General features: G+C 47.0%; 15 protein-coding genes and 1 pseudogene. 15 read left to right on the top strand and 1 reads right to left on the bottom strand.

Translation table 11 applies throughout. The features are described from left to right. Positions 1-256: 256 nt before the first annotated feature. The 5 genes from hcp (at position 257) to DWX76_RS07445 (ending at position 6637) form a co-directional block, all read left to right on the top strand. Positions 257-1861, top strand: coding sequence for a hydroxylamine reductase (gene hcp / locus DWX76_RS07460; protein ID WP_182429752.1), 1605 nt, complete (start codon positions 257-259; stop codon positions 1859-1861). A 191-nt stretch (positions 1862-2052) separates the two neighbouring features. Beyond that, entirely contained in the window at positions 2053-2910 is an 858-nt protein-coding gene (locus tag DWX76_RS15040) for a transposase (protein ID WP_333490927.1), read from the top strand. A gap of 214 nt (positions 2911-3124) precedes the next feature. Beyond that, on the top strand, positions 3125-3604 hold the full coding sequence (locus tag DWX76_RS15035; protein WP_333490928.1) for a transposase: 480 nt from the start codon (positions 3125-3127) through the stop codon (positions 3602-3604). 501 nt (positions 3605-4105) lie between these two features. After that, on the top strand, positions 4106-4930 hold the full coding sequence (locus DWX76_RS07450) for a hypothetical protein (RefSeq protein ID WP_118570418.1): 825 nt from the start codon (positions 4106-4108) through the stop codon (positions 4928-4930). A 117-nt stretch (positions 4931-5047) separates the two neighbouring features. Next, positions 5048-6637, top strand: a complete 1590-nt coding sequence (locus tag DWX76_RS07445; RefSeq protein ID WP_118570417.1) for an AAA family ATPase — start codon at positions 5048-5050, stop codon at positions 6635-6637. 106 nt (positions 6638-6743) lie between these two features. Here DWX76_RS07445 and DWX76_RS07440 read toward each other — a convergent pair whose 3' ends face one another. Then, the gene (locus DWX76_RS07440) at positions 6744-8123 is read right to left on the bottom strand and encodes an MATE family efflux transporter (protein WP_118570416.1); all 1380 of its coding nucleotides are present in this window, start codon (positions 8121-8123) and stop codon (positions 6744-6746) included. Positions 8124-8360: 237 nt separating this feature from the next. Between DWX76_RS07440 and DWX76_RS07435 the strand changes: the two genes are divergently transcribed. The 10 genes and pseudogenes from DWX76_RS07435 to DWX76_RS07390 all read left to right on the top strand — a co-directional run bounded on the left by DWX76_RS07435 (position 8361) and on the right by DWX76_RS07390 (position 23452). Next, positions 8361-8597, top strand: a complete 237-nt coding sequence (locus DWX76_RS07435) for a hypothetical protein (RefSeq protein WP_022360338.1) — start codon at positions 8361-8363, stop codon at positions 8595-8597. 375 nt (positions 8598-8972) lie between these two features. Next, positions 8973-9758 (top strand): ZIP family metal transporter, encoded by a 786-nt coding sequence (locus DWX76_RS07430; protein ID WP_117795818.1) that lies wholly within the window; start codon positions 8973-8975, stop codon positions 9756-9758. Positions 9759-10241: 483 nt separating this feature from the next. Beyond that, a complete protein-coding gene (locus tag DWX76_RS07425; protein WP_118468750.1) occupies positions 10242-12161 on the top strand; it encodes a DNA gyrase/topoisomerase IV subunit B in 1920 nt (639 codons plus the stop codon). Positions 12162-12246: 85 nt separating this feature from the next. After that, positions 12247-14486: pseudogene (locus DWX76_RS07420) on the top strand (DNA topoisomerase (ATP-hydrolyzing)). A gap of 125 nt (positions 14487-14611) precedes the next feature. Next, positions 14612-15301, top strand: a complete 690-nt coding sequence (deoD, locus tag DWX76_RS07415) for a purine-nucleoside phosphorylase (RefSeq protein WP_118570415.1) — start codon at positions 14612-14614, stop codon at positions 15299-15301. A gap of 189 nt (positions 15302-15490) precedes the next feature. Further along, entirely contained in the window at positions 15491-16957 is a 1467-nt protein-coding gene (locus DWX76_RS07410) for a nitrite/sulfite reductase (RefSeq protein WP_243022487.1), read from the top strand. A gap of 358 nt (positions 16958-17315) precedes the next feature. Beyond that, positions 17316-18401 (top strand): aspartate-semialdehyde dehydrogenase, encoded by a 1086-nt coding sequence (gene asd / locus DWX76_RS07405; RefSeq protein ID WP_118468829.1) that lies wholly within the window; start codon positions 17316-17318, stop codon positions 18399-18401. 698 nt (positions 18402-19099) lie between these two features. Beyond that, complete coding sequence (locus DWX76_RS07400; protein ID WP_118570414.1) at positions 19100-20149, top strand: aldose epimerase family protein; 1050 nt, start codon at positions 19100-19102, stop codon at positions 20147-20149. Positions 20150-20195: 46 nt separating this feature from the next. Further along, positions 20196-21086: a DMT family transporter gene (locus tag DWX76_RS07395; RefSeq protein ID WP_118570413.1), complete on the top strand. Its 891-nt coding sequence runs from the start codon at positions 20196-20198 to the stop codon at positions 21084-21086. Between the two features lie 68 nt (positions 21087-21154). Next, complete coding sequence (locus DWX76_RS07390; protein ID WP_118570412.1) at positions 21155-23452, top strand: DNA topoisomerase; 2298 nt, start codon at positions 21155-21157, stop codon at positions 23450-23452. The last annotated feature ends 117 nt before the right edge of the window (positions 23453-23569 follow it).

The raw sequence follows: 23569 nt of genomic DNA, 5'->3' as shown, positions 1-23569 counted from the left end.
CCAAATGTTAGACCTAAAAATCTAACGATTGGAGGTCGGTATTTTTACGGCTAAATATTCTTTTGAACTTAAATTTCTGTTTCGTTGTAAAAACAACTGAATTTCTGCCGGTATTTTTTTATAATACGCTTGTAAAGCTGAGAAAGACAAAAAGCCGGAAGCCTGGAAGTGCGCGAATGTGTTCTTGAACGTGAGGGTGCCGCAGGTTAGAAATAATGGCAGTTGATTGCAGAACAACGAAAAGGAGTTATAAAGTATGGAGCGGAAAATGTTTTGTTACCAGTGTGAGCAGACGGCAGGCTGTACGGCCTGTACCGGCAGTGCCGGTGTGTGCGGCAAGAGAGCGGACACCGCCAGGCTGCAGGATAAGCTGACGGGTGCGCTGATTGGCCTTGCAAGAGCGACGGAAGGCAATGAATACCTGATTACCGGGGATACCAGCAGACTTGTATTGGAAGGATTGTTTACCACGGTAACAAATGTGAATTTTAACAATGACACCATCACTGAATTGATCCGGCGGGTTGAAAAAGAGAGAGAACGCCTGGTGCCTGATTGTTTCGTGTGCACGGTCTCTTGCGGCAAAAATAACAATTATGATATGAATAATCTCTGGGAGGCAGACGAGGATGTCCGTTCTCTGAAATCGCTGATTTTGTTCGGAATCCGCGGCGTTGCGGCGTATGCTTACCACGCGGCCGTTCTGGGATATACCGATGACACGATCAATCGCTTCTTTTTTAAGGCACTTTTTGCGATCGGCATGGATGACTGGGGCATGGACGAGCTGCTTCCGATTGTCCTGGAAGTGGGTGAAATCAACCTCAAGTGCATGGCGCTTCTGGATCGGGCCAACACCGAAACTTATGGAAATCCTGTTCCGACGCAGGTGCCTCTGACCGTGGAGAAAGGCCCGTTTATCGTTATCAGCGGCCATGATTTATACGATTTAAAACAGCTCCTTGAGCAGACGAAAGATAAGGGCATCAACATCTACACTCACGGTGAAATGCTTCCGGCGCACGCTTATCCGGAACTGAAAAAGTATCCTCACCTGAAGGGCAATTTCGGCACGGCATGGCAGAACCAGCAGAAGGAATTTGCAGATATTCCGGCTCCGGTTCTCTTTACGACGAACTGCCTGATGCCTCCGAAAAAGAGCTATGCCGACCGGGTGTTTACGACGGAAGTCGTGTCCTATCCGGAAATGGTACACATCGGCAAAGAGAGAGATTTTACGCCGGTTATTGAAAAGGCACTTTCACTGAGCGGTTATCCTGAGGATATGCATTTTACAGGCATAAACGGCGGCAAAACAGTCATGACTGGATTTTCCCACCATGCGGTTCTTTCAGTGGCGGATACGGTCATCGATGCCGTTAAATCGGGAGCCATCAAACATTTCTTTCTGGTCGGCGGATGTGACGGTGCCAAGCCGGGACGCAATTATTATACCGAATTTGTAAAGCAGACACCGGCAGACAGCATTGTTCTGACCCTTGCCTGCGGCAAATACCGGTTCAATGATCTGGATCTGGGTACGATTGGCGGTCTTCCGAGAATAATGGATATGGGACAGTGCAACGATGCTTACAGCGCCATTAAGGTTGCGGTGGCACTGGCAGAAGCATTTGACTGCGGTGTCAACGATCTGCCGCTTTCCATGGTGCTCTCCTGGTATGAGCAGAAAGCAGTGTGTATCCTGCTGACACTGCTTCATCTGGGGATCAAAAATATTCTCCTCGGACCGTCCCTTCCGGCATTTATCTCTCCGAATGTGCTGCAGTATCTGGTGGAAAATTATAACATTGCACCGATCAGCACACCGGAGGAGGATCTGCACAGATGCATGAGTCTTTAAGGATATAAATAAATATATAAAGTGAACATTCGTATCACACTGAAATGCGCGTACTTGTGTTCTGTTTTGATTTGAGAGAAACAATAAAATTGGGGCTGTCGGGAAATAGATAGTTCCAAAGCAGGGAGGTATGACTCACAACGAGTCATACCCTCCCTGAAATTTATCAGAAAAAAGAAAAAAGATGGCTAATGACAACCATCTTTCTCTCCGTTACATGTTATAATGTAACTATGCTAACCAATAATTATTATAACGATTTTTTTGAATTAGGGCAACAGAAAATTAACTTTAGTTTCTTCGAATTGAGTTTACCTGACGACGATCCAGTCTATACCCTGAAAAAAGTGATGGAGGAATTAGATTTTTCTGGCTTGTTAGCCAATTGTTCAGATAAGGGAAGAACCGGGTACAACCCAATCATGATGTATGCTGTAGTTACCTATGCAAATATGCGGGGAATACGTTCTGTTGACCGTATTGTTGATCTGTGTGAAAGAGACCTTGCTTTTATCTGGCTGACGCGCGGACAAAAACCGAGACGTGATGCTTTTTATGACTTTAAGAGCAGAAAGCTGACATCAGATGTCCTGGATGACCTGAATTACCAGTTTATGCGACGGCTGCAGAAAGAAGGGCTGGTCACATTAAAAGAACTTTTTATTGATGGTACAAAGATAGAGGCAAATGCCAACCGTTATACTTTTGTATGGCGCGGAAGCATCAATTACCATCTTGCAAACCTTCTGGATTCTATCGACCAGCTTTTTAAAAAATATAACGCTTTTTTGCAGAAGAATGATTATGGGACAAAGTATGAGCTGGGAAATGCACAGATGTTTGTGATCGAAGGAATGGATAAAGTCCGGGAAGTGATCGAAAAGAACAGAAAACGAAAGCTTGTAAAACATAAAAAACTCTCCAATAACCATATTATAGAAATTGATAACTGTTCGCCACTTGAAATACGGAAACTCCAGAACAATCTCATGATGATCGCAGATTGCGGTAGAGAATTATTTTATCGTACATGGATATGTAAGCAGTGACCGCACCAATTATAATACCCTGATCACGGTCCTTGAAAAACATAAGAATGCTTTCGGGAGTATTCTGGAAGAAGTAACTGCAGACAGCGGGTACTGCAGTGAAAAAAATCTGCTTTATTTAAAACAGAATGAAATATCCAGTCATATAAAGCTGCAGGATCATGAGAAGCGAAAAACACGCGCTTATTCAGAAGATATCAGTAAATATTACAACATGAGGACGGGGATCTTTGAAGATGAACAGTTCTATATCTGCCATGACGGACGTGAACTGCGGCATCTCAGGACAGAGACCAAAGATCAGGATGGATATACACAGACCTTTGAGATATATGGCTGCGCAGACTGCAGCAGATGCGAACACAAAGCCCGCTGTCTGTATAAGTATGATGCGGAGAAAGATGCCGAAAAGAACAAAGTCATGAAGATCAATGAACAATGGGAGGAACTGAAAGAAAGATCCCATGCCAATATCCAGAGCGAACGGGGAATCCTGAAACGCCAGACACGTTCCATTCAGACGGAAGGACATTTTGGAGATATCAAGGAAAATGAGAACTTCCGGCGTTTTAATTACCGCTCGTCAGATAAGATATATAAAGAATTCATGCTGTATGCCATTGGCAGAAATATAAATAAATACCATCGTTTTTTATACGAAAAGCTGAAAAAATTTGAGGGAAAAACTGCCTAGAAAAAAATGTGGCCGTAAAAATCCAATCAAGGATTTTTTGCGGCCAAAATAGAAAGTATTTACCAAAATAAAAATATCCTGAACAAGTTGCAGAGCCAGAAAGCCTTGTAACTGTCAGGATATTTTTGTTTAGTGCTGTCAGCTCTAAAAAACGTTATTTACCGACAGCCCCTTCCTTATATAATATTTCAAGCACTGTTTCAGAAGGTAATCCGGTTTCGTGTGCGACTTCTTCGGGACTGTGCTTTTGTTGAAGTAATTGAAGTGCTTGTAGCATTCGCTTTGTGGTTTCTTGAAATTCGGCTAGGATATTTTCTTCTATACATTCATTTACAGCGGTAGTGACCGCTTTGCTGGAATTGCTATTTTCATAGAATAGTATATGTAAGGGGAGGATGCAAGAAGAAAAGAAGTTGAAAAATAGATTGGGTAAATCTTTGCAAATTCTTTTTTGAAATGCTACAATACAAGAAAAAACTTTGCAAAGAGAAGTGAGGATTTATGATATTTTTAAAACTAAAATATTATTTCAGTAAATTCAAAATCTGCATCTATATATGTGGAGTCATTCTTGTCCTGTTTACGTTTGTGACATTGTTAAGACAAGTGAATCTTTTCACGCGAGCAGATTCTCAAACACTATTAGGTATAATCGGAACATTGCTTGGAGCAGTTATCGGTGCTGTTTTTTCATTGCTTGGGTCTATATGGGTCAACACACAGCAGCGAAAAGAAGAATTGAATAGGAAAAGAGCGCAGGAAATTTATCGACCGCTTTATGATGAACTTGTAAACATCCATAAAAACATATTGAAAGAAAATCCATATCCATCTCTTATTGAATTCAGGACGGGGCATCAAACGATGAAACCGCATCCACAGTATGTTGAGTGGCAGAAAATAAAATTGGACAGCCGCTATCTTCAGACCCCGACGGAGTTGAAGAGGCAAATGGAGCGCCTATTTGGGGCACTGGATGGTTATTTGACGAAACGAAAACGGGCATCGGATGAAGTGAAGAGAATTCTTGATTCTGTTTTAGAGGAATTCAAACTGCCGCCTTGCAGAATGGAAAATTTTGGAAGTGTGGTATTAGGGGATGTTGTGAGTGGTAAAAGGAAGGAAATTTATGGAGAGAGTATGTATTTTATGGAAGAGGATGTGACGGATGAGGCTGTCATAAAAAAAGTAAATGAACGCTTTTATGAGATGGCGAATGAAAGCATAATTTTGAAGGACATGAAGGATGTTTATAATGGCTGGATGCGGGAAGAAGAGATGGCAATTAAAATATTGGAGTTGCTGATTCGGATGGCTGAGAAGTAGAGGAACGTTTTGAATGATGATCTTGCCATTCAAACTATCAAATGTTAATATTAATCATATAAATATGATTAATATTATGAACAGGCAAAGCAACAGCTTCGAAAGGAGTGTGTCAATATGGGGATTTTTGTGAATTCGGATAATTCAGCGTTTCAAGTTGCGTTGAATTCGGAAATCTATATTGATAAAACAGGTTTGTTGACGTATACCAATAAGGTGATGAATACATTGCAGGGATATATTTGCAATAGCCGTCCCAGAAGGTTCGGAAAGTCGATTACGGCGGATATGCTGACAGCGTATTACAGTAAGGGCTGCGATTCAGGGAATATGTTTTCTGGACTTGAAATTAGTCAGAGCCCGGATTTCAAGGAACATCTAAACCGATATGATGTGATTCACTGGGATATCCAGTGGTGTATAGGAGCTGCTGGGGGCGCCGACAGGGTTGTATCGTATATTACAGAGAAAACGATTGAGGAATTAAGAAAATACTATTCAGAAGTAATACCGAGTGACCCGTGTTCGCTTCCAGAAGCACTGTCGTTTATTTGTAATGCAACGAAGAATAAGTTTGTTGTAATTATTGATGAGTGGGATGTTCTGATTCGTGATATGGCGGCGAATTCGAAAATTCAGGATGAATATATAAGTTTCCTGAGGGGATTGTTTAAGGGAACGGAACCGACCAAGTATATTCAGCTTGCTTATTTGACGGGCATTCTTCCTATTAAAAAAGAGAAAACCCAGTCGGCACTGAACAATTTTGATGAATTTACGATGTTGAGCGCGGGTCGCTTGTCTCCGTATATTGGATTTACGGAGGCGGAGGTGAAAGAACTTTCAGAACGCTATCAAGTGGAATTTGATAAGGTAAAGGCGTGGTATGATGGATATGTTCTAAGAAATTGTCAGGTTTATAATCCCAAAGCAGTTGTGAGTGTCATGCTGGATGGTGAATTTAAGAGCTATTGGTCGGAAACCGCGTCTTATGAGGCGATTGTGCCGCTCATTAATATGGATTATGACGGACTGAAAACGGCAATTATCGAAATGCTGTCTGGAGTTGAAGTGAAGGTAGATACGTCAACATTTGGAAATGATATTTCGAATATTCAGAGTAAAGACGATGTGCTGACATATATGATTCATTTGGGGTATTTAGGCTATGATCAGACGAAAAAGATGGCGTTTGTTCCGAATGAAGAAATTCGGCAGGAGTTGACCAGGGCGGTAGAAAGCAAACGCTGGAATGAGATGCTTCTGTTTCAGCAAGAGTCGGAGAGGTTGTTGGATGCAACACTGGATTTGGATGAGAAAGTAGTAGCATCACAGATCGGGAAGATTCATGATGAATATGTATCTGTTATTCAATATCATAATGAAAATTCTTTGAGCAGTGTTCTCGCGATTGCTTATCTGAGTTCGATGCAATATTATTTTAAACCAGTTCGGGAACTACCGACAGGACGTGGATTTGCGGATTTTGTATTTATACCAAAACCAGAGTACAAGAATGATTATCCGGCGCTGGTAATTGAACTTAAATGGAATCAGAATGCACAGACTGCGCTGCAGCAAATTAAAGAAAAGAACTATCCAGAATCGATTTTAAATTATATGGGAAATATTTTATTGGTTGGAATTAATTACGATAAGGTAAGTAAGGAACATACGTGTCGAATTGAAGCATATGGAAAAAATTAATGTATATTTTTGACATAGTAAAAACTATCGTTATATACAGCAATGGCTAAAAGTCCGTCCCACAAACTTTTAGCCACTTTCATTTAAATAAATAACCTCTCTATTTTTAAGAATTCTTCCCTTTCTGCAATCTCGTCAATTCTCTCCAAATCGTCAAAAGCATCGTTCCAAAGCAGGCAATTCCGCCGATAAAGTTGGAAATTGGTTCGGCGGCGAATACGCCGTTGGTTCCCATTCCAAACATACCTGGCAGCAGGAGAGTCAGCGGAACAACGATAATTACTTTTCGGAAAATAGAGAAAAAGATCGCTTTTTTGGATTCGCCCAGACCGACGAAAATCGACTGTCCGGAGAATTGGAGCGACATCATAAAGAATCCGAAAAAGTATAAGCGGATCGCCGGAATACCTGCCGCAATGAGTTCTGCATCCTGATTAAAAATGCGGATAAAGAATGCTGGGAAACCATCGACGATCAGCCAGATACCGGTCGTATATAAAATTGCAATAAAAGAGGTAAAGACGATTGCCTTTTTAACGCGGCCGTATTCTTTTGCCCCATAATTGAAACCGAGCACCGGCTGAGCGCTGTGGGTAACGCCGGTTACCGGAAGAGTTGCAATTTCACGGATGGAGTTGATAACGGTCATAACACCGACGTAGAGATCGCCGCCGTATACCTGTAAGGTTGCGTTGCACATGATCTGGACGGTGCAGTTGGTGATCGCCATCGTGAAACCGGACAGACCGAGTCCGACGATTTTCCGGACCCTCCGTGCGGAAAGGCGCATCGAAGAACGTCTCAGTTTCAGAATTGTTTTGTCACTGGTTAAAAACCGCAGAATCCAGATGGCAGAGAGAAGCTGCGACAGGATGGTGGCGAGCGCCGCGCCGCGGATTCCCATGTGAAGCATAAAGATAAAAATCGGGTCGAGCAGGATATTGGCGGCAGCGCCCAAAAGGACGGTCATCATGCCGATGCGCCCGAATCCCTGTGAATTGATGAACGAGTTCATGCCGAGTCCGACCATCACGAACAGGCTGCCGAGCAGATAGATTGTAATGTAGGCGTCCGCATATGGATAAGTAGCGTCGCTGGCTCCGAACAGATACAGCATTGGTTTGCGGAATATCAGGCAGAGTACGGTCAGAAGCATACCGGAAATAACCATCATGGAGAAGGAATTTCCCATGATCGCCTCGGCTTCTTTGATATCCCCGCGTCCGCGCTCAATTGAGCAGAGCGGCGCGCCGCCCATGCCAAACAGGTTGGCAAATGCGATGACGAGCGTGATGATCGGCAGCGAAAGCCCGATGCCGGTCAAAGATAGGGTGGCATGATCGGGTATGCGTCCGATGTAGATGCGGTCAACGATGTTGTACAGGACATTGATAAGCTGCGCCAACGTCATCGGGATCGCGAGATTCATGATATTTTTAACGATACTTCCTTTGGAAAAATCGTTCTGTGTATTGGAAGCACTCATACAAACTCCTTTTTTCTTGCGTTTGGATACAATCTGATATTATAATAAGGAAAAAGAAATTTGTCCAGAGAGAAAGTCATTCAAAAGAGATTCAAAAAGGAAGTATATTATCAAAAAATGCGTTTTATTGAAATGGAGATTACTCTGATTGATGAAAAACTTGGTTTTTAAACGAATCGATATTGCACAAATAAGAGATTTGTGCTATTCTCAAAGAAAACGAAAGGGGTATGTATTATGCCGAGAGGACCGAAACGTTCTGCATTAGAAGTAAACAAAGAGAAGCTGGCAGCGGTAGAAGAGAAGCTGGCTAAATTAGAAGAAACCGTTAAAGCTCTGAAAGCAGAGAAAAAGGAATTAGCGGCTGAGATTCGTAAAGCTGAATTAAGCGAATTACTGGATGCGATCGAAGAGAGCAATTTAAGCGTAAACGATGTTCATGAGTTTATTAAACAGAATTCTGAGCAGAAATAAATTAAAGAGTGATAAATCATTGTATTCAAAGAATGAAAAGAGAACTGGAAATTAGGGACATCCTGATTTTTGGTTCTCTTTTTTTGTTTGCGGAAAGACGTTTGCAAACGAGAAATATATGAAAGAATGCCGATGTATAAACAGAGGGTTGTTTGAATCGGATTTGAGCCGGGATTGGTGGATGAAACTGGCTTAATGATAAAAAGGAACCGTGCAAAAGAAAGGCGCATATGCTACAATAGGAATATTCAATCAGAGGAACTTGAGATGACTTCTTTGAACGACCCGGTACATCAAAGAGAAATAGAAGAAAAAAAACGAGGTTCCGGGAAAAGAACCGTTCAGATATTTAAAAAGAAAAAGAAAGGAATGAATATGGATCAAAATACGCTTCTTGGGGTTTTGATTCCGTTTGTCGGTACGACGGCGGGAGCAGCCTGCGTCTTTTTTTTGAAAAATGAGTTAAAGCCGATCATCCAGAAAACGCTTCTGGGATTCGCATCGGGGGTGATGGTGGCGGCGTCGGTCTGGTCACTTTTAATTCCGTCGATGAATATGTGCGAAGCGATGGGGCATCTGGCATTTCTGCCGGCATCCATTGGTTTTATGGTGGGTATTCTGATGCTGCTTTTGCTGGATCGTGTGATCCCGCATCTGCATCTGGGAAGTGATGAGCCGGAGGGGCATGTGTGCGGGCTCAAGAAGACGACGATGCTGGTTCTGGCGGTCACACTTCACAATATCCCGGAGGGCATGGCAGTCGGAGTGGTATTTGCCGGATTCTTAGCAGAAAAGAGCGGTATCACGCTTGCAGCGGCGCTGGCGCTTTCGCTTGGAATCGCGATTCAGAACTTCCCGGAGGGAGCGATCATTTCCCTGCCACTTCGGAGTGAGTCAGGGATGAGCCGGAAAAAGGCATTTGCGATGGGAACACTCTCCGGTATCGTCGAGCCGATCGGGGCGCTTGCGACGATCGCCGCGTACCGCTATCTGGAACCGGTTCTGCCGGTTCTCCTGGCGCTTGCAGCAGGGGCGATGATTTACGTGGTTGTGGAGGAACTGATTCCAGAGTCGGCGCAGGGCAGTCATTCCGATATGGGAACGATCGGATTTGCGGTTGGATTTGTGCTGATGATGATTCTGGATGTGGCGCTGGGATAAAAGAAAGCTGGCAGTGCTGGCATGGAATCTGGCTGCTTGAAAAGCGAACATTTGTTCTGAAAAATGCGTTGCAAAATTTTTGAATTTATGTAATAATATTTGTAGCTGTTCAGTAGGTCCGCGCATTTACTGCGCTGACCATACGAAAACATGGGCTAGCAGGCAAAAATCCCATTGCCGCAGGCAATTTTTAATGGATTTTTGCGCGTGACTGTGAAGGTACTGAACAGTTACTAATATTTTATAGTAAATGAGAACGGTTTACTACTTTTTCGCTAATGAAAAGTCTATAAAACAATGGCTGGCGGGTGTGATGCCAGAGAGTTAGAATGTTCTATTTGCATGATTTCAAAGTCATAAAATAAATACGTATTATAAGTGGAAGAAATCAGCTTGACCTGTGAAATAAAAGCTGCCGTTTGCATCACACGTGTAAATGGCAGCCAATATTATTCCCAGGTCGGGCACAGGAGGAATGAATCTATGGGTAAAACACAGTATGATGCGGACAGCATAACGGTCCTGGAGGGGCTGGAGGCTGTCCGTAAGCGTCCTGGTATGTATATAGGAAGTGTGGGAACGAAGGGACTGAATCACCTGATCTATGAGATCGTGGACAACTCGGTCGATGAGCACCTGGCGGGTGCCTGTTCCCAGATCCGCGTGACACTGGAGGCGGACGGCTCCTGCACCGTCCGGGACAATGGACGCGGTATTCCGGTGGAGATGCATAAAAAGGGTATGGCAGCGGAGCGGATTGTGCTCTCGACCTTGCACGCGGGCGGCAAGTTTGACAACAATGCGTACAAGACGAGCGGCGGTCTGCACGGTGTCGGTTCATCGGTTGTCAATGCCCTCTCAGCGCATCTGGAGGTCAATGTATATAAAAATGGACAGATCCATCACGATGCGTATGAGCGCGGCATCCCGACGGTTGAACTGATCGATGGTCTTCTGCCGGTGGTTGGAAAGACAAGAGAGACCGGAACGGAGATCAATTTCCTGCCGGATCCGGAGATTTTTGAGAAAACGCGGTTCAAGGCGGACTGGCTCAAGAGCCGCCTGCATGAGACGGCATATCTGAACCCGAAGCTGACGATTCTTTATGAGAATAAGCGGGCAGGCGAGGCTGAAAAGGTGACTTATTCGGAGCCGGACGGCATCGTGGCGTATGTGCGCGAGCTGAACAGCACGAAGACGCCGATTCATGATCCGATTTATTTTAAGGGCGTCAGCGACCAGATCGAGGTTGAAGTGGCGTTCCAGTTTGTCGATGCATTTGAGGAAAATGTACTCGGCTTCTGCAACAATATTTTCACACAGGAGGGCGGCACGCATCTGGCGGGCTTTAAGACGCGTTTTACCCAGATGATCAACAGCTATGCGAAAGAGCTGGGAATCCTGAAGGAAAAAGATACAAAATTTACAGGACCGGATACGAGAAACGGCATGACAGCGGTTGTGGCGGTCAAGCATCCGGATCCGATCTTTGAGGGGCAGACTAAGACAAAGCTGGCGAGTGCCGATGCGACAAAAGCGGTGTTCAGCGTGACAGGGGACGAGCTGCAGCTTTATTTTGATCGGAATTTAGAGGTGTTGAAGGCGATCATCGCCTGTGCGGAGAAATCTGCAAAGATCCGGAAGGCAGAGGAACGCGCCAAGACCAATATGCTGACGAAATCCCGTTTTTCCTTTGACAGCAACGGAAAGCTGGCAAACTGTGAGAGCCGCGAGGCGGAGAAGTGTGAGATTTTCATTGTCGAGGGAGATTCCGCGGGCGGTTCAGCCAAGATGGGACGAAACCGCCGCTATCAGGCGATCCTGCCGATCCGGGGCAAGATTTTAAATGTGGAGAAAGCTTCGATGGACAAGGTGTTGGCGAATGCCGAGATCAAGACGATGATCAATGCGTTCGGCTGCGGCTTTTCGGAAGGATATGGCAATGATTTCGATATTGCGAAGCTGCGTTACCACAAGATCGTCCTGATGACGGATGCCGATGTGGACGGAAGCCATATTGATACGCTGCTTCTGACTTTCTTATACCGTTTTATGCCGGAATTGATTCAGAACGGGCACGTATATATTGCGATGCCGCCGTTATTTAAGGTGATTCCGAAAAAGGGAAAAGAAGAGTATCTATACGATGAGAAAGCATTGGAGCGCTACCGCAGAACCCACACAGGGGAATTTACCCTGCAGCGCTACAAAGGTCTGGGCGAGATGGATGCGGAACAGCTCTGGGAGACGACGTTAAACCCGGAGAACCGTGTGCTCAAGCGTGTGGAGATCGAGGATGCCCGGATGGCGTCGGAGATCACGGAGATGCTGATGGGAAGCGACGTCCCGCCGAGACGGCAGTTTATCTACGATCACGCGGATGAGGCGGAGATAGATGCTTAATAGAAAGATTATGAGTGACTGTGAAGGCACTGAACAGTTACGATTATGAAAGTATATGACAGGAATTTAGGAGATAGAAAATAGAATGGCTGAAACGATCATTACGACAGAATATTCAGAGGAAATGCAGCGCAGCTATATGAACTACTCGATGAGTGTCATCACGGCCGCGCATCCCGGATGCAAGGGATGGTTTGAAACCGGTACAGCGCCGCGTTCTTTACGATATGGGGGAGCTGCATCTGGGGCATGACAAGCCGCACCGGAAATCAGCGCGTATCGTCGGTGATACGATGGGTAAATACCACCCGCACGGCGACAGCTCGATCTATGAGACGCTGGTCGTGCTTTCCCAGAGCTTTAAGAAGGGAATGCCGCTGGTAGACGGACATGGAACTTTGGTTCCATCGAGGGCGACGGGGCGGCGGCAATGCGTTACACGGAGGCGCGTCTCCAGAAGTTTGCGGAGGAAGTGTATTTAAAGGATCTGGACAAGACCGTCCGGTTTGTGCCGAACTACGATGAGACGGAGAAAGAGCCGGAGGTTCTGCCGGTCCGCGTGCCGAATCTGCTGATCAACGGTGCTGAAGGAATTGCGGTCGGCATGAGCACCAGCATTCCGCCGCACAATCTGGGCGAGGTCATCGATACGGTGATGGCGTATATCGATCAGCCGGAGATGGAGACGGAAGCGCTTCTGAGCGTCTTAAAGGGACCGGATTTCCCGACCGGCGGCATCATTGCGAATAAGAGTGAACTTCCGGCGATCTATGAGACAGGAACGGGGCGCATCAAGCTGCGTGCCCGGATGGAGGTGGAGCTTGGAAAACGCCGTTCTGACCGGGACAAGTTGGTGATCACGGAGATTCCATACACGATGATCGGCGCTGGCATCAATAAATGTCTGTCGGATATCGCAGATCTGGTTGAGTTCAAGAAACTTGCCGATGTGGTGGATATTTCCAACCAATCGAATAAAGAAGGAATCCGGATTGTTCTGGAACTCAAGAAAGACGCGGATATTGAAAAAATCCAGAATATTTTGTATAAAAAGACAAAACTGGAGGATACGTTCGGTGTCAATATGCTGCGATCGCGAATGGACGCCCGGAGACGCTGAATTTAAAGGGAATCTTAAAGAATTACCTGGATTTCCAGTATGAAAATAATACCCGCAAGTATCAGGTGCTTCTGGAAAAGGAGCAGGAGAAGAAGGAGATCAAGGAAGGTCTGATCACAGCCTGCGACTGCATCGATCTGATTATCGCGATCCTGCGCGGTTCGAAGAACCTGAAGGATGCAAAAGCCTGCCTGATGGAGGGCGATATTTCCAAAATCCAGTTCCGCACACCGGGCTTTGAGGAAGATGCCAAGAAGCTTCATTTTACAGAAAAACAGGCATCTGCGATTCTGGAAATGCGTCTTTACAAGCTGATCGGCCTGGAGATCTTAGCACTCCAGAAAGAGTACAAAGAGACACTCCGAAAGATCAAAGAATATCAGAAGATTCTCGGCAGCCGTGAGGCGATGGACGAGGTGATTAAAGAAGATCTGCAGTCAATCAAGGAAGAGTTTGCGGTGGAACGCCGGACGAAGATCGAGGATGGACGCGAGGCAGTATATGACGAGGCGGCGGAGAGCGCCAGACCGGGTGTGTTCGTGCTGGACAAGTTTGGATACTGTAAGATTCTTGAACCGTCGATCTACGAGCGGAACCGGGAGACAGTGGACACGGAGAATGTGTATGTACTGCCGTGCCATACGACGGATAAGATAGGATTGTTTACAGATCTGGGTGCATTCCATCAGGTGAAGGTGACTGAGATTCCCTTTGGAAAGCTGCGCGATAAGGGTGTGCCGATCGATAACCTGAGTAAATTTGATGGTACCAAAGAACGTCCGGTCTGTGTGGTGAATGTGACGCAGTTAAAGGGACAGAAGCTATTATTTGCAACGAAGGATGCGATGATCAAGATCGTGCCGGGCGGGGAGTTTGAGACAAATAACCGGACAGTGGCGGCGACCAAGCTGCAGGAGAATGATATGCTTCTCTCGGTACAGCCGGCGGACGGCATGAGAGAGGCGGTCATCCAGACGACCAGCGGTATCTTCCTGCGATTCCCGATCGAGGAGATATCGGAGATGAAGAAGAATGCGAAAGGTGTGCGCGGCATCAAGCTGGGGCGTACCGAGTCGCTGGAGACAATCCATCTGCTGGACGGCACTGAGGACGATCCGATCGTTATGTATAAAGAAAAACCGGTTCATTTGAGCCGTTTGAAAATAGGGCACCGCGATGGCAAGGGAAGCCGGGCGAGAAGCTAGAATCAAACAGAAAGAAAAAAAGGTAACTGTTCAGTAGGTCTGCGCGTGACTGTGAAGGTACTGAACAATTACAAAAAAAAGGAGGTATTTCATATGGCTGAACTTCAGAACACACCGACCCTCATATCGGGGCAAAGCAGGGCGAGATTGCAGAGACGATTCTGCTTCCGGGGGATCCGCTGCGGGCAAAGTATATCGCAGAACATTTTCTGACGGATGCAAAACAGTTCAATACAACGAGAAATATGTACGGTTATACCGGCTATTATCAGGGCAAACGCGTGTCTGTCATGGGAACCGGCATGGGCTGTCCATCGATGGGAATTTATTCGTATGAGCTGATTCATTTTTATGGATGCAGGAATCTGATCCGGATCGGAACTGCCGGTGCGCTGCGTCCGGAGGTAAAGGTGCGCGAGCTTATTTTCGCGATGGGCTCCTGTACGACATCCAACTATGTAAAACAGTTCCGCCTGCCGGGGGATTATTCCTGTGTGTGCAGCTATGAGCTGCTGGAAAAGGCGGTTGAGTCTGCGAAAAAGAGAAATTTAAAATATCATGTCGGTAATATTTTGTGTTCCGATATGTTCTACAACCCGCCGCTTGAGCCGACCGGGACTAGCTGGGCGCAGATGGGCGTGCTGGCAGTGGAGATGGAGTCGGCGGCACTTTACAGCAACGCTGCCTATGCGGGCGCAAATGCGATCTGTATCCTGACCGTATCGGATTCGGCAGTGACCGGAGAGGCGACGACGGCAGAAGAACGCGAGAAGACGTTTACCAATATGATGGAAGTGGCGCTGGATTTGGTGTAAGAGTTAAGCTGGTAAAAGTAGAATTTGAAGTAACTGTTCAGTAGGTCTGCGCATTTACTGCGCTGACCGTACGAAAACAAGGACCAGCAGGCAAAAATCCCATTGCCGTAGGCAATTTTTAATGGATTTTTGCGCGTGACTGTGAAGGTGCTGAACAGTTACAATTTGAAGAGAAAACAGGAGAGAACAATGATAGGAATTGCTCCACAGGAGTGGAAAACAGATCTTCCGGAGTTTTGTGAAAAAACGAGGGATTTTTATGCAGGAAAGATGGATAAGGGCTCATATAAGGGCTTTTCAGGACGTTATGGCAGTTATGCACAGAAAGGCGGCGCGGCGAGCATGCTGCGTCTGCGTATGACGGCAGGATGTGTGTCGAAGGAGAAGTTTGCATTTATCGCAAAGGCAATCCGTGCATATCAGGTAAATATGGTACATTTTACGACTTGTGAGAGTGTGCAGTTTCACAATCTGGATGAGAAATCAGTCTGTGAATTGATGGAGCAGGCACTCGATGCCGGGATCGTGACGATGGGCGGCGGCGGGGATTTTCCGCGAAATGTGATGTGTTCTCCGCTTTCCGGCGTGGAAGAGGGCGAATATTTCGACGTTATGCCGTGGGCGAAGGCGGCGGGAGAATATCTGATGACCTTTATCAATGCGGAAAAGATGCCGCGCAAGCTCAAGGTCTGTTTCTCTAATTCACCGGCGAATGTGACGCACGCGACCTACCGCGATCTGGGATTTGCGGCTTGTCCGGACGGAACGTTTGATGTGTACAGTGCAGGCGGCCTGGGAAACAATCCGCAGTTTGGCGTTAAAGTTGCCGAGGGCGTTGCGCCGGAGAAGATTCTTTATTACATTAAGGCGATGTGGCTGACATTCCGGGCATATGGCAATTACGAAAACCGCGGAAAAGCGCGTACCCGGTATATGCAGGAAGCGCTCGGCGGAGCGGAAAATTACCGGAAGGCGTATCAGGAGAAGCTTCAGGAGGTACTGGCATCCGGGGAGCAGCTGGATCTTTCCCGCGAGGAAGTGATGGCAGCGGCAGGAATAAAAGAAAAGCAGAGCAAAACAGGCGATGGAAGCAGCGCGTCGGGAGAACGTGTGCTGGAGCAGAAACAGCCGGGACTTTATACGGTTATCTGGCATCCGATTGGCGGACAGCCGCGCCCGGAGACGCTGGCAGCCCTGGGAGAACTGATGCAGACGATTGACGGCACAGAGCTTCGCCTGGCACCGGATGAAACTGCGTACATCATTAATTTGACCGGAGCAGAAGCAGAGAAGATTCTGGAGGCGACGAAGGAGACGGCTCAGACAAAGTTTGAGACATCGGTAAGCTGTATCGGTGCGTCGATCTGTCAGGTTGGTGCACGCGATTCGCAGGCTCTGTTACAGGCGTGTGTAAAGGCGGTCGGGGAGGCACAGATCCCGGACGGCGCACTTCCGCAGATTCATATTTCCGGATGTCCGTCTTCCTGCGGTACCCACCAGACCGGACCGATGGGATTCCGCGGCGGCGTGCGGATGGCAGATGGCAAGGCACAGCCGGCATTTGTATTTTATCTGGGCGGAAATGAGGTACAGGGAAAAGAGACGATGGGACGTGAGCTTGGCACGATGTTTGAGAGCGAGATCCGTCGTTCTTAGTCAAACTTGGAAAAGAGATTGCGGCAAGGGGGCTTGATTTTGAGAGCTACCGGACGCAGTACCCGGATGGGATTGAGAAGGCTGCAGCGGAATACTTAGCTTAGAAGAACCTATTTTGAGTTAAAACATCGTTAAATCCGTGACAGACGTTATAAATTTATCAAATGTACGCGAGTGACGTACAAATGTATTTTTCTTGCGGAAAAATGTTGATTTTTTGTTTGTTTTGTTATAGGATAGACAAGAATTACAGCGGCAGAGTGAAAACGTGTTGCAGAGCAGGAGCTTCCTATCCAAACTCCATCCTGCCATGAGAAGCTGAAAAAGCCGCTGTCAGAAGAGGAGAAAAACGATGAACATGGAAAAGAAATTACGTGTAGGCATTCTGGGAGCAACTGGTATGGTAGGTCAGCGTTTCATCACGCTTCTGGCAAATCATCCGTGGTATGAGATTACTGCGCTGGCAGCAAGCCCGCGTTCTGCAGGAAAAACATATGAGGAGGCAGTCGGCGGACGCTGGAAAATGCAGACCCCGATGCCGGAGTGTGTGAAGAAGATGGCCGTTATGAACGTAAACGAGATCGAGAAGGTAGCATCCGAAGTTGATTTCGTGTTCAGCGCCGTAGATATGACAAAAGAAGAGATCCGTGCGATTGAAGATGCGTATGCAAAGACAGAAACACCGGTTGTTTCCAACAACAGCGCACACCGCTGGACACCGGATGTTCCGATGGTAGTGCCGGAGATCAATCCGGAGCACTTTAAGGTGATTGAGTTCCAGAAAAAACGTCTGGGAACCAAGAGAGGCTTCGTAGCGGTAAAACCGAACTGCTCCATCCAGAGCTATGCACCGGTTCTGACTGCATGGAAGGAATTTGAGCCATATGAGGTAGTAGCTACGACGTATCAGGCAATCTCCGGAGCTGGCAAGACGTTCAAAGACTGGCCGGAGATGGAAGGCAACATCATCCCGTACATCGGCGGTGAGGAGGAGAAGAGCGAGCAGGAGCCGCTTCGTCTCTGGGGAGAGATCAAGGACGGCGAGATCGTGAAGGCATCCGAGCCGGTGATTACCTGCCAGTGCATCCGTGTACCGGTTCTGGACGGACATACAGCAGCCGTATTTGTAAAGTTCAGAAAGAAACCAACCAAAGAGCAGCTGATCGAGAAGCTGGTTAATTTCAAGGGACTTCCGCAGGAACTGGAGCTTCCGAGCGCACCGAAGCAGTTCATTCAGTATCTGGAGGAGGATAATCGTCCGCAGGTACAGCTGGATGTCAACTATGAGAAGGGCATGGGCGTATCTGTTGGCCGTCTGAGAGAAGACAAAGTTTACGATTGGAAGTTTGTAGGCCTCTCCCACAACACACTGCGCGGCGCAGCCGGCGGTGCGGTACTGTGTGCAGAGCTTCTGACCGCACAGGGATATATCCAGGCGAAATAGAGAAATCTGTTCAGAGAATCCGTGAAATAGAAAATTAAAACTGATAAAAGTAAGAACTGCCGCCCAGTGGCGGAGAGGCTGTTAAAAAACGATGGCTGACTCTGTCCGGAACGGCAGTTTTTGTTTGTGCCATAGGAAACTTCGTCTTAAGACACAAAAAATGCTCCGCGTGATGCGTCAAGGAACATTCTTTTTTATCTGAAATGGAATCTTGGTAATTGTTCACAGGTGGGAATTTTCTGAACTGAAAATTCCGTAAGATACAGTTCTGGCTGCAGCTTTTGCCGATTTGGAATGTGAAGCATCGGCAAAAGCCTGTTACTGGGCACACATGTGTGAACAGTAACGAATCTTTAAATTTTTATAATGGGATTTGGAAAAAATGGGTGTGCATGAGGGGAAAAGTATTGTATACTTAATAAATCAGCTATTTATCTCAGTCGAGAAGACTCCCACCTCTTCAGGTGGTGAGTAATAGCAAATTTGTCTCAGTGGAAGCCTTGTCTCCGACTGAGATAAACGCTCCGCGAGGATGCACAGTGATTCTGATAGGAATATGTCAGCTTCGCTGACCAGAATCACGCGCCAAGTCTCACGGACGTTCGACTTGAAAAGTTAAATAGATTTATTCTGACATAAGTAAGCATAAAAAATGCGAAAAATATTTTTCGGATTCTAAAAATTAAGGGGGATTTGGCATGGTTGAGAAGACAATCTTTGGAACAATGGAAGATGGCAGAGAGGTCAGCCGTTATACATTGACGAATCAGAATGGAGTTTCTGCATCCTTTTTAGATCTGGGTGCAATCTGGTCCACGATGCTGGTGCCGGATCGGAACGGAGAGATGGCGGATGTCCTGCTGGGACATGAAACAGTAGCAGACTGCCTGGTAAGCGATGGGCATCTGGGCGAGGCTGTTGGACGAAATGCAAACCGGATTGGCGGCGCGGTGTTTACGTTAAATGATAAAAAATATGAATTGACGGCGAATGATGGTCCGAACAACCTGCACAGCGGCATGGATTTTTACCGGAACCGTATCTGGGCGGCAGAATATGAGACGGGCGTTAATCAGGTTTCGTTTACACTGGAAAGCCCGGACGGCGATCAGGGATATCCGGGAAATGCCTCGATCCGTGTGACCTACACGCTGACAGATGAAAATGAAGTAAAGATTCATTACGAGGGGACCTGCGATCAGGATACCATTTTTAATATGACAAACCACGCGTATTTCAATCTGGCAGGCCATGAGAGTGGTCCGGCGCTTTCACAGATGGTTTACATTGACAGTGATGCGATCACGGCGGTAGACAAGGTGCTGATCCCGACCGGTGAGATCCGCAAGGTAATGGGGACTCCGATGGATTTCTCGGATTTCAAGCCGATCGGACGTGATATTGAAGCGGATTACGATCAGTTAAAACTGGGCGGCGGCTACGATCATAACTGGATTCTCAACCATGAGTCAGGCGTATTCAGTCTGGCGGCGGCTGCGATCGACGAGGAGAGCGGGCGCAAGATGGAGGTATACACCGATCTGCCGGGAGTTCAGTTCTACACGGGCAATTTCCTGGACGGACAGGTTCCGGGTAAGGGCGGCGTGAAGTATGCGAGACGCCAGGGATACTGCTTTGAGACGCAGTATTACCCGAACGCAGTCAACATGCCGGGATTTGCATCCCCGATCGTGAAAAAGGGCGAGAAATACGATACAACGACCAGTTACAAATTTATGACGGTTTAAATTTGTATTTGATTTGTGATCATTTTGACATAGGATAGAGATTGACATGAGTGAGACAAACAACAAGGGAGTAAAAGTGCTGGCATCTGCCAGCCTTTTATTTGTAACAATTATCTGGGGCAGCGCGTTCGTTGTGATGAAAAATTCGATGGACGCGATCACACCTACATACCTTTTGGCGTACCGGTTTACGATCGCGGCGCTTGGAATGGCGGCTCTTTTCTGGAAACAGATCCGGGGAATGTCGATGCAGGAGTTTAAATGCGGCGCACTGGCGGGATTGTTTCTATTTGTCAGTTATTATTTTCAGACGTATGGGCTGAAATACACGACCGCGAGTAAAAATGCGTTTATTACGACGTTGTATGTGGTGATCGTGCCGTTTCTGGCATGGGCGGTTAATCATGTGCGCCCGAAGGCAAATAACCTGGTCGCAGCGGGATTTGCTGTTGTGGGATTGGCTCTTTTATCGCTGAAAGGCGATCTGTCGGTCAATTTTGGTGATTTCCTGACGCTGGTGTGTGGCATCTGCTTTGCGGTTCATATGATTTTTCTGGATCGCTTCACGGCATACTGCACTCCGATCCGCCTGACGGTCATGCAGATGGGAACAGCGGCGGCGTGTTCGTGGGTGCTGGGGCTTCTCACGGAAGGAGCGTTCCATCCGGAAGTATTTACACTGCCGGGAGTAGCAGTTTCGATGCTGTATCTGGGACTCGCATCCAGTATGCTCTGTTTTCTGCTTCAGACAGTGGGGCAGAAATATCTGAGCGCCAGCACATCCTCGATTCTACTGTCGTTTGAATCGGTGTTTGGACTCCTGTTCTCTGTCTGGCTGCTGCATGAGGAGCTGACGTTGCGGATGCTAATTGGCTGTGCGCTGATGTTTGCGGCGGCGATTCTGGCGGAGTGGACGCCGAAGCGGAAAAGTAATTAGAGGAAATTAGGTTACTGGGCACGTATGCGTGAACAGTGACGAAATTAGTAAGATAGGAGCAGAACAACGTGGCAAAATCGTTATTTATAGCCGAGAAACCGAGCGTGGCGCGTGAGTTCGCAAATGCACTCAAGGTAAATGGGCGCTCGGCGGATGGCTATATTGAATCGGAAAATGCGGTTGTGACCTGGTGTGTTGGACATCTGGTCACGATGAGCTATCCGGAAGTATATGATATGAAATATAAGCGCTGGAGTCTGGAGACACTTCCATTTCTCCCGAAAGAATGGAAATATCAGGTTATCGACAGCGTGAAGAAACAGTTTGGAATCGTGAGCGGTCTCTTAAACCGGGCGGATGTAGATACAATCTACGTCTGTACCGACTCGGGACGGGAGGGAGAATATATCTACCGCCTCGTCGCGCAGATGGCTGGCGTGCAGGGCAAGAAACAGAAGCGCGTCTGGATCGATTCACAGACGGAGGAAGAGATTCTGCGCGGCATCCGCGAAGCGAAGGATCTGTCCGAATACGATCATCTGGCGGATTCGGCATATCTGCGGGCAAAAGAAGATTATCTGATGGGAATTAACTTTTCCCGCGCACTGACGTTGAAATATGGACCATCTGTTTCTAACTATATGCGAAGTTCTGACCGGACCGTGATCTCAGTCGGACGCGTCATGACCTGTGTCCTCGGCATGGTAGTCCGCCGGGAACGGGAGATACGGGAATTTGTCAAAACGCCATTTTACCGCGTGATCGGTACATTTGGACCGGCAGGTATCTCGATTGACGGCGAATGGCGGGCGGTGGAAGGAAGCCGTTACTATGGAACGCCGTGTCTGTATAAGGAAAATGGTTTTAAGGAGCGAAAGGACGCGGAGGCGCTGATTGCATGGCTGTGGGAACGCGAGAATGGAAGCGAAAATTCGGGAGTCATGCAGTCAGAGGTCAGCGACGCAGAAAAAGTGGACGCGGGTTTAATGGGCGTATATAATACTTCGCAGGGAACCATTTTAAAAGTGGAAAAGAAAAAGGAAACCAAAAATCCACCTCTTCTCTATAACCTGGCGGAGCTCCAGAATGATTGTTCTAAAATGTTTAAAATCAGCCCGGATCAGACCCTGAAAGTGGTGCAGGAGCTGTACGAGCGAAAGCTGGTTACCTATCCGCGAACGGACGCGCGTGTGCTTTCAACGGCGGTGGCGAAGGAGATCAGCAAAAATATCGGCGGTCTGACGCATTATGAGCCGCTGGCGGCATTTGCATCGGAGGCGATGCAGGCAGGGCTGTGGAAGAACATAGCAAAAACGCGTTATGTCAATGATAAGCAGATTACCGATCACTACGCAATCATACCGACCGGACAGGGACTCGGTGCGCTGCGTAGTCTCCCGGAGTTGAACCGCAAGATTTACCAGGTGATTGTGCGCCGTTTCTTAAGCATCTTTTATCCGGCGGCGGTTTACCAGAAATATGCGGTTGAGATTGAGGTAAAAGGTGAACATTTCTTTGCCGGTTTCAAAGTATTGAAAGAAGCGGGATATCTCAAGGTGGCGGAAATTCCGAAAAAGAAAAAGGACACTGCCGGGGAAAGTGTCGGCAGAACGAACCGCCTTGAACCAGGTATAGATGGAAATGATGCGGAAAATCCGGCAAGAGAAGCAGATGGAACAGACAGCAGCCAGCCAAAGGTAATTGACGCGTCCCACCCAGAGTTTATCCAGATGCTGGAACAGCTCAAAAAGGGGATGAAAGTGTCACTGGATGATTTGCAGATCAAAGAGGGCGAGACATCTCCGCCGAAGCGTTATTCCTCCGGTTCGATGATTCTGGCGATGGAAAATGCCGGTCAGCTTATCGAAGACGAAGAGCTGCGCGCCCAGATCAAGGGCAGCGGCATCGGAACGAGTGCAACCCGCGCGGAGATCTTGAAAAAGTTGTTCAACATCAAATACATGGCGCTCAACGAAAAAACGCAGGTCATCACGCCGACCTATCTGGGAGAACTGATTTATGAGGTCGTACACACCTCCATGAAGCAGCTTCTCAACCCGGAGCTGACGGCAAGCTGGGAAAAAGGTCTGACCTATGTGGCAGAGGGCAGCATCACACCGGATGAATATATGCAGAAATTAGAGCGCTTCGTTATCGGACGCACCTACAATGCGGTTCATATGGGAAATACGTATGGGCTGCGGCCGGCATTTGATGCGGTTGCTGTGTTTTACCAAAATGCAGAGAAAGTGTCGCGAAGCAGAAGCGTAAAGAGTAGGGGAACTGCGAAGACTGCAAGAACAGTAAAAGCTGAAACTAGCTCTGAGACGACAAGTATTACATCCGGACAGGAACAAAGTAAGTGAAAGTAAACAATCTATTTATAATAATAGAAAAAATTGAATTTCAGGAAAGGCAATGATCATGAAAAAAGAAGAAATGAAAATCAACAGAATTATATGATTTAACCCATACGCTGGCTT

The organism is Clostridium sp. AF21-20LB, assembly GCF_003478795.1.
Lineage (GTDB): Bacteria > Bacillota > Clostridia > Lachnospirales > Lachnospiraceae > Otoolea > Otoolea fessa.
Note: the sequence above shows the minus strand (reverse complement) of the source record. Positions and strands in the feature narration are given on the sequence as shown.